Origin of the sequence: Mesorhizobium sp. M7A.T.Ca.US.000.02.2.1 (genome assembly GCF_003996995.1) — a bacterium.
In the GTDB taxonomy this organism is placed as follows: Bacteria; Pseudomonadota; Alphaproteobacteria; order Rhizobiales; family Rhizobiaceae; genus Mesorhizobium.
In genome coordinates this window covers 23,994-30,859 of record NZ_RZTT01000016.1, presented here as the reverse complement: position 1 = coordinate 30,859, position 6,866 = coordinate 23,994, and the positions used below count along the sequence as shown (strand labels likewise).

The following is a 6,866-nucleotide window of genomic DNA, read 5'->3' as shown; positions in this document are numbered from 1 at the left end:
GATTTCAGGGCCGGCAGTTCCGATCTGCCCAATGCAGGCATTGCCGGCGGCTCTGGCCACACGGCGACGGCCGGCATGGCGATCCACAATGCGGGTGCCGCCGTCATCGCCAGGCTCGCCGATCTCGCCACCGGTGACGAGCACTCACCGCTCTACGGCGCCGGCAATGAAGGCGTGCTGGCGCGCGGTGGCCGCCTCTATCGGCGCGACGATGAAAGCCGCGGTGAAAGCTATGCCGAGATCCTCACACGTGCAGGCCTGACCGAGATCGAGGGCCATGGCAAAGGTGCCCCCGACCCGGCGTCCCAGGAGACCTATGCCAAGCACGCGCATGGCGCCGTGTTCGCCGAGGTGAAGGTCGATCCGGATTTCGGCCAGATCCGTGTCACAAGGCTGGTCGGCGCGTTCGCCGCCGGGCGGATCATCAATCCCAGGCTGGTGCGCAGCCAGTATTATGGCGGCATGATCTGGGGCGTCTCGTTCGCGCTGCATGAGGAAGCCATCACCGACCGGCGCTCTGGCCGGATCCAGAATGCCAACCTCGCCGAGTATCATGTCCCGGTGAATGCCGACGTTCCGTCGGTCGAGGCGCTGCTGGTCCACGAGGACGACCCTCACGTCAACGCGCTCGGCATCAAGGGCGTCGGCGAAATCGGCATCACCGGCACGGCCGGCGCCGTCGCCAATGCGGTCTGGCATGCGACCGGCGTGCGGCCGCGGCGCTTTCCGATCCGCATCGAGGACCTGCTGGGGTGAGGAGTGGTCCGCCTAGCGGACGGGAAGCCAATTGCTTGGCTTTCCCGTCCGACGAACGGTGAAGGCCCGGTCCGCCTTCGGGCGGATCAAAAGGTCCAGTGGATCTTTTTAAAGGGCTGAACGCCCGAACGGTCCGGAGCGACAGCGAAGGGCCGGACAGCGGGCGCTCGGTCCTCGCCGGCCCAACATCAGATCAACGACTTCGCGTCAAGCAACTGGAGCCAGATGCCCATGACGAAAACAACGATCCCCGTCCATCTCGACATCAACGGCCACCTTCACGGGCTCGACATCGAGCCGCGCGTGACGCTGCTCGACGCCTTGCGCGACCGGCTCGGCCTGACCGGCACCAAGAAGGGCCGCGACCACGGCCAGTGCGGCGCCTGCACCGTGCATATCGATGGCGAGCGCGTGCTGGCCTGCCTGACGCTGGCCGCCCAAGCCGAAGGCCGCACCGTCACCACCATAGAGGGGCTTGCACGGGAGGGCGAAATGCATCCCGTGCAGGCTGCCTTCCTCGAACAGGACGCCTTCCAGTGCGGCTATTGCACGCCGGGCCAGATCATGTCGGCGGTCGCTTGCATCCGGGAAGGCCATGCCGGCTCCGACGGCGAGATCCGCGAATACATGGCCGGCAATCTCTGCCGCTGCGGCGCCTATCCACACATCGTCGCCGCCATTCGCCAAGCCGCCTTGGAGGTCGCATCATGAGGGACTTTTCCTATTTTCGCGCCAGCTCGGTCGATGCGGCACGCCAGGCAGCCGCCCTGCCCGGCGCCATGCTCTTGGCCGGCGGCACCACGCTGATCGATCTCGCCAAATGCGGCGTCGCCGAGCCCGAGACGCTGGTCGACATCACCCATCTTAACGGACTGAACAGCATTGAGGTGAACGAACGCGGCGCCACCATCGGCGCGCTGGCCAGGATGGGCCATGTCGCCGACCATGCCGACATCAAGAGCCGCTTTCCTGCGGTGTCGGAAGCCCTGTGGCAGGCGGCTTCCGCGCAGATCCGCAACATGGCGACCATCGGCGGCAATCTGATGCAGCGCACGCGCTGCCCCTATTTCCGTGATCCCGGGAATTTCTCCGCTTGCAACAAGCGGGAACCCGGCAGTGGCTGTTCGGCCATAGGCGGCGTCACCAGGGGCCACGCCGTGCTCGGCGCCAGCGACGCCTGCATCGCCATGTATCCAGGCGACCTCGCCGTGGCGCTGGTCGCCTTCGACGCAACAGTTCATCTCGGCGAGCGCCAGATCCCGGTCGACGACTTTTTCCTGCTGCCCGGCACCACGCCGGACAGGGAACATGCGATCGAACCGGGCGAGATGATCACCGCCATCGAGATCCCCGGCTCGTCCTCTGCCCGGCGTTCGACCTACCTGAAAATCCGCGACCGGCAATCCTATGAGTTTGCCGCCGCCAGTGCCGCTGTAGGCATTGAGTTCGAGGCTGACGGCCGAACGATCCGCGATTTGCGCGTGGCGCTTGGCGGCGTCGCGACCAAGCCGTGGCGTGCGCGGGCCGTCGAGGCGGCCTTGATAGGCAAGGTGCTGGAGCCGGACACCGTGCGCGCCGCCAGCCTGCTCGCAGTCGAAGGCGCCGTCGACCATGGCGCCAACCACTACAAGATCGAACTGGTGCCGCGCGTCGTCGCCCGCGCCATCCTCAAATTGGGAGAGACGGCATGACCGTTCACAACATCAGGCATGGGGATGCATCCGACGGCGCTTTTGCCGAAGCCGTCGGCGGCCGGCTGTCGCGCGTCGACGGCCCGGCCAAAATCACCGGCGCGGCGAAATACGCCGTCGAGCAGCAGCTCGAAGGCCTCGCCTACGCCGTGCTGGTCGGGAGCACGATTGCATCGGGCAAGGTGCTCGCGATCGACACCAAGGCAGCCGAGGCGGCGCCCGGCATGCTGCAGGTGCTGACGCCGGACACCATCATCAGCCTGAGGACCGCGGCGGACTGGTTCGGCACGCCGCCGCCCGACAAGCCCTATTGCCCGCTCGCGCGCGACATCACCTTCTCGGGTCAGTATGTCGCGGCGATCGTTGCGGAAACCTTCGAACAGGCGGTGGCGGCGGCGGCCCTGGTCAAGGTCAGCTATGACGAGACGTCTACCATCGTCGACCTCAGCGACGCCAAGGCCGGCGACGGCATCCCGATCGACGCCATGACCAAGGAATGGGGCGATGCGCAAGGTGCGTTCGCCTCGGCACCGGTCCGCATCTGCGCCGCCTATAACACGCCGCGCGAATACCAGGCGCCGATGGAGCCGCATGGCCTGATCGCCCGCTGGGAGGGCGACAAGCTCACCGTGTGGGAGCCAAGCCAGTGGCTGGATGGGATGGCGCGGACCTATGCCGAATGGTTCGACGTGCCGTTCGAGAATGTGCGGCTGGTCTCGCCCTATATTGGCGGCGGCTTCGGCTCCAAGGCACTGGCGCTCAGCCATGGCGCGGTGGCCGCATGTGCGGCCAAAATGCTTAGCCGACCGGTGCGCCTGGTGATGACGCGGCCCCAGACCTTCACCGGTTACGGTGGCCGCGCCGCGACGCGGCAGACGGTGACGATCGGCGCCGACGCTGACGGAAAGATCCAGTCGATCGTGCATCGCAGCGTCAATGAGACCTCCATCGACGGCATGTGGGTCGAGCCGCTGGGATCGGTCACCTCGATCATGTATTCGACGCCGAATTTCTCCTCGAAGCAGAATGTCGTGCGGGTCAATTCGGTGGTGCCGGGCGCCATGCGCGCGCCGGGCGAAAACCCCTCGGCCTTCGGCATTGAATGCGCCATCGACGAGCTCGCTTACGAGGTCGGCATCGACCCGTTGGAAATCCGGCTCCGGAACTATGCCGAGCAGGATCCGCATGCCAAGAAAGCCTGGTCGACCAGACAGTTGCGCGAGGCTTTTGCCGCAGGCGCGGAGCGCTTCGGCTGGGCCAGGCGCTCGCCCGAACCGCGCTCGATGCGCGACGGCAACCAGCTGATCGGCTGGGGAGTCGCGGCCGGCACCTATCCGGTTCGGCGCGCCTATGGCGAGGCGATCGTGCGTATCCTGGCCGACGGCTCGGTCGAGGTCGAAAGCTCGTCGATCGACATGGGCCAGGGCACCTACACCATTCTGGCGCAGACCGCCGCCGAAACGGTCGGCGTGCGAGCCGACGACGTGGTGGTGAAGCTCGGCGACTCGCGCTTTCCCCGTGCCGGCGTCACCGGCGGTTCGCGGCTGGCCGGCGTCATGACCGGCGCCGTCTACAAGGCCGCGAGCTCAGCGCTCGACCAGCTGGTGGGCCTTGCCATCGGCGATCCGCGCTCGCCCTTCCACCCGCTGCAGGCCAACACGCTGGTCGTCGCCAATGGCCGCATCGCTTCGCCGCGCGGCGACGGCCCCGATGTCTCGATCGCCGAACTGCTCAAAAGCGTCGGCCGCGACCACATCGAAGCCACCGGCGACACCATGCCGGAAAACTCGACGCCAGAGGAGCGCTACAAGAACTACACCACCATCGCCATGGCGCTGCCGCACACCGAGGGCGACTATTCCCGCCACTCGTGGTGCGCGCATTTCATCGAGGTGCGCGTCGACGAGGATTTCGGCACGGTGCGTGTATCGCGTGTGGTGTCGGCGCTGGATTCGGGGCGGCTCTACAACCCGAAACTTGCCGAAAGCCAATGGAAGGGCGGCATCATCATGGGCATCGGCCAGGCGCTATTGGAAGAAGGCATCGTCGACCGCCGCCACGGCCGCATCGTCAATGACAACCTCGCCGATTACCTCGTGCCGACCAACGCCGACATCCCGGACATCGAAGTGATCTCGGTCGGCATCCCCGACCTGCATTCCTCGGTGCTCGGCGGCAAGGGTGTCGGCGAATTGGCGATCGTCGGCGTAGCGCCGGCGATTGCCAACGCGGTGTTCCATGCGACGGGAAAGAGGATCAGGGATCTGCCGATCACACTGGAGAAGCTAATCTGAAGCGGCTGATCTCCCATTCGAGGGGAGATGTCGCCAAAGGCAACAGAGGGGGTCGTCGCGTATAGAGCGCCGACCCCCGTCTGCGGCAGCAGGCCGAGCCCCGCCGGCCCCCTGGCCTGCCGGCCATCTCCCGAGGGAGATCTGTAGCACCAGCAATCAGAACTTGTAGCTGAGCCCGACCCGGATATCCTGTGTCTGGAGGTCGACATGGGTTTCCGTAGGCAGACCGGCTGCCACCGAGAGGTCCTGGCTGCCGAAGTCGGAGTAGCGGTATTCGGCCCGCGCGATCCACTTGTCGGTAAAGGCGTGTTCGATGCCGGCTCCAACGGTCCAGCCGGCATGGCTGTCGCTGTGGAGCGTTACTTCGGCGGCAGGGCCACCGGCGCTGACCGCAATCAGTTCATACTTGGCCGCGGCGACGCCGGCAGTGATGTAGGGCAAGGTCCGATCGAAAGCATAGCCGGCGCGCAGCCGCGCCGACCCCGACCATTTGAGTTCGCTCTTGAGCAACGTGGTGACACCGCCGCCGCCGGCGTCGAGGGCCGTCAGCCCATCTATATTGCTGTACATGATGTCGGCCTCGGCGCCGATCACGAAGCTGTTCTCCATCTGGTAATTGGCGCCGATATGGACACCGCCGATAAATCCGTTCGGATCGGTGGAGACATTGAGATCGGTGGCCCCGCCCAGTCCGCCGCCGGCGATGAACAGATTGGATTTTCCGGCCGCGTAGCCGATGTCGACGCCGGCATAGAGTCCGGACCAGTCGTAGCCGGATGCAACAGGCGAAACCTCATTGATATCAGCCGCACACGCCATACCGAGCGGCGCGAGAATGAAGGCCGTTGCGAGAAGAAGAGTTTTCATTGTTGTCTGCTGCCCCATGTTGCTTCCCCACCGCACAAATGAGCTGCGGAGATCCAGCTGTTGTCGAGAAATCCGGTGTTGCATTGTCCGCCCGCGGCGTCTTGGGCTGGGCCGCACCCGAATTGTCGGGGAAAGCATAGGCAGCGCTTTCCCGGCTGGTGTGGCCATTCGGCCTCAGTCGATTGGCGTGTCGTGTATCCGGCGGGGTTAGCGGCGACGAAACTACCTGGCACTGCCCGGTGTCGAGCCGAATCGGCGGCGGAAGCAGCGGTTGAAATAGGAGACGTCGGAGAAGCCGCTGAGCAGCGCGATCTCGCTGATCCGCATGCGGTCATTGTGCCTGTCGCGGAGCATGCGATGCGCCCTTTGCAAGCGCAGTTCGAGAATGCGCTCGGCAAAGCTCACCCCGGTTTCCTGCAGCAGGTCATGGACATAGCGAACGGAGAGCCGCAATTGCCCGGCAACGCCCTGCGCCGAAATGGCGGGATCGGCGAAATTATCCCGCATCTTCTGCAGTATGGCCTGCAGCCTTGCCGCGCGCAGGCCGCGCAGGCGGCCGCTTCGCCCTTGGCGCCGGTCGCAAGGCCGATCAGGTCGACGATCGTTTCGGTGGCGTGGCCGATGAGGTCGGGCGAGACCAGCGCCGGGCCTGCTTCCAGGAAGCTGCAATAGCGCTTGAGCATGCCGAGCGCCTCATTGTCGGCTCCAACGGTCAACGCCAGCCGATCCTCGATATGAGCGAAGGCATTTTCCAGCACGGCACGAGGGAGCACCACATTGGCCCAGACATTGCTGTCGCCGCCGGTCATCTGCAACGCTTCCGAAGCCGAGACCAGTGCGGCCTCGCCTTTGCCGACGTGATAATCGCGGCCAATCTGCGTGCCGCTGAGCACCGTATCGCCATTGTTCACCAGCAGCAGATAGCCGTCGCGACCATCGGCGGCGATATTGCCCGCCTTGCGGCTGGCATGACGGATCGTCCCGGCCATCTGCCCAAGCACCAGCGAGCCGACAGCGGTGGCTTCGATCGCGGCTTCGAACGACAGTCTCTCCGAAATCGTGTATTCGACCGACCATATCTCGGCGACATGGATGTCCTGCCAGCGCGCGAAGCGTGCGCGATGATCCAGATGCGGCGGCAGATCCGCCGATGAGAAGACGTTCTTTTGCAAGGGGCAACCGGCCTTTTCTACAATCGCGTCTTCATTTCGACACGCACCGTATGGGACCAGATCACGGTCTGTCCAGAGCCGGAAAT

Annotated in this window: 7 protein-coding genes; 4 read left to right on the top strand and 3 right to left on the bottom strand. The window is 65.2% G+C overall.

What is annotated here, in order from left to right:
- The 4 genes from EOD15_RS03215 to EOD15_RS03200 all read left to right on the top strand — a co-directional run.
- Nucleotides 1–756, top strand: a 756-nt coding sequence (locus EOD15_RS03215) for a molybdopterin cofactor-binding domain-containing protein (protein ID WP_148129488.1), incomplete at its 5' end; no start/stop codon positions are given.
- Between the two features lie 231 nt (nt 757–987).
- Nucleotides 988–1,467, top strand: coding sequence for a (2Fe-2S)-binding protein (locus tag EOD15_RS03210; protein WP_127322713.1), 480 nt, complete (start codon nt 988–990; stop codon nt 1,465–1,467).
- A complete protein-coding gene (locus EOD15_RS03205; RefSeq protein WP_127408285.1) occupies nt 1,464–2,447 on the top strand; it encodes a xanthine dehydrogenase family protein subunit M in 984 nt (327 codons plus the stop codon). The genes EOD15_RS03210 and EOD15_RS03205 overlap by 4 nt, the downstream gene beginning before the upstream one ends.
- Nucleotides 2,444–4,741, top strand: coding sequence for a xanthine dehydrogenase family protein molybdopterin-binding subunit (locus EOD15_RS03200; RefSeq protein WP_127408284.1), 2,298 nt, complete (start codon nt 2,444–2,446; stop codon nt 4,739–4,741). Before EOD15_RS03205 ends, EOD15_RS03200 begins: the two co-directional genes overlap by 4 nt.
- Before the next feature lie 156 nt (nt 4,742–4,897).
- Here EOD15_RS03200 and EOD15_RS03195 read toward each other — a convergent pair whose 3' ends face one another.
- The 3 genes from EOD15_RS03195 to EOD15_RS03190 form a co-directional block, all read right to left on the bottom strand.
- A complete protein-coding gene (locus EOD15_RS03195; RefSeq protein WP_164761757.1) occupies nt 4,898–5,608 on the bottom strand; it encodes an outer membrane protein in 711 nt (236 codons plus the stop codon).
- A gap of 222 nt (nt 5,609–5,830) precedes the next feature.
- On the bottom strand, nt 5,831–6,013 hold the full coding sequence (locus tag EOD15_RS36510; RefSeq protein ID WP_245463557.1) for a helix-turn-helix domain-containing protein: 183 nt from the start codon (nt 6,011–6,013) through the stop codon (nt 5,831–5,833).
- Nucleotides 6,010–6,780 carry a hypothetical protein gene (locus tag EOD15_RS03190; protein WP_245463556.1) on the bottom strand — a complete coding sequence of 257 codons (771 nt, stop codon included), beginning with the start codon at nt 6,778–6,780 and terminating at the stop codon, nt 6,010–6,012. The genes EOD15_RS36510 and EOD15_RS03190 overlap by 4 nt, the downstream gene beginning before the upstream one ends.
- Nucleotides 6,781–6,866 lie beyond the last annotated feature (86 nt).

Bases quoted from the DNA above. Each gene is read 5' to 3' on its own strand.
- EOD15_RS03210 (WP_127322713.1), top strand. From the start codon at position 988: ATGACGAAAACAACGATCCCCGTCCATCTCGACATCAACGGCCACCTT.
- EOD15_RS03205 (WP_127408285.1), top strand. From the start codon at position 1,464: ATGAGGGACTTTTCCTATTTTCGCGCCAGCTCGGTCGATGCGGCACGC.
- EOD15_RS03200 (WP_127408284.1), top strand. From the start codon at position 2,444: ATGACCGTTCACAACATCAGGCATGGGGATGCATCCGACGGCGCTTTT.
- EOD15_RS03195 (WP_164761757.1), bottom strand. From the start codon at position 5,608: ATGAAAACTCTTCTTCTCGCAACGGCCTTCATTCTCGCGCCGCTCGGT.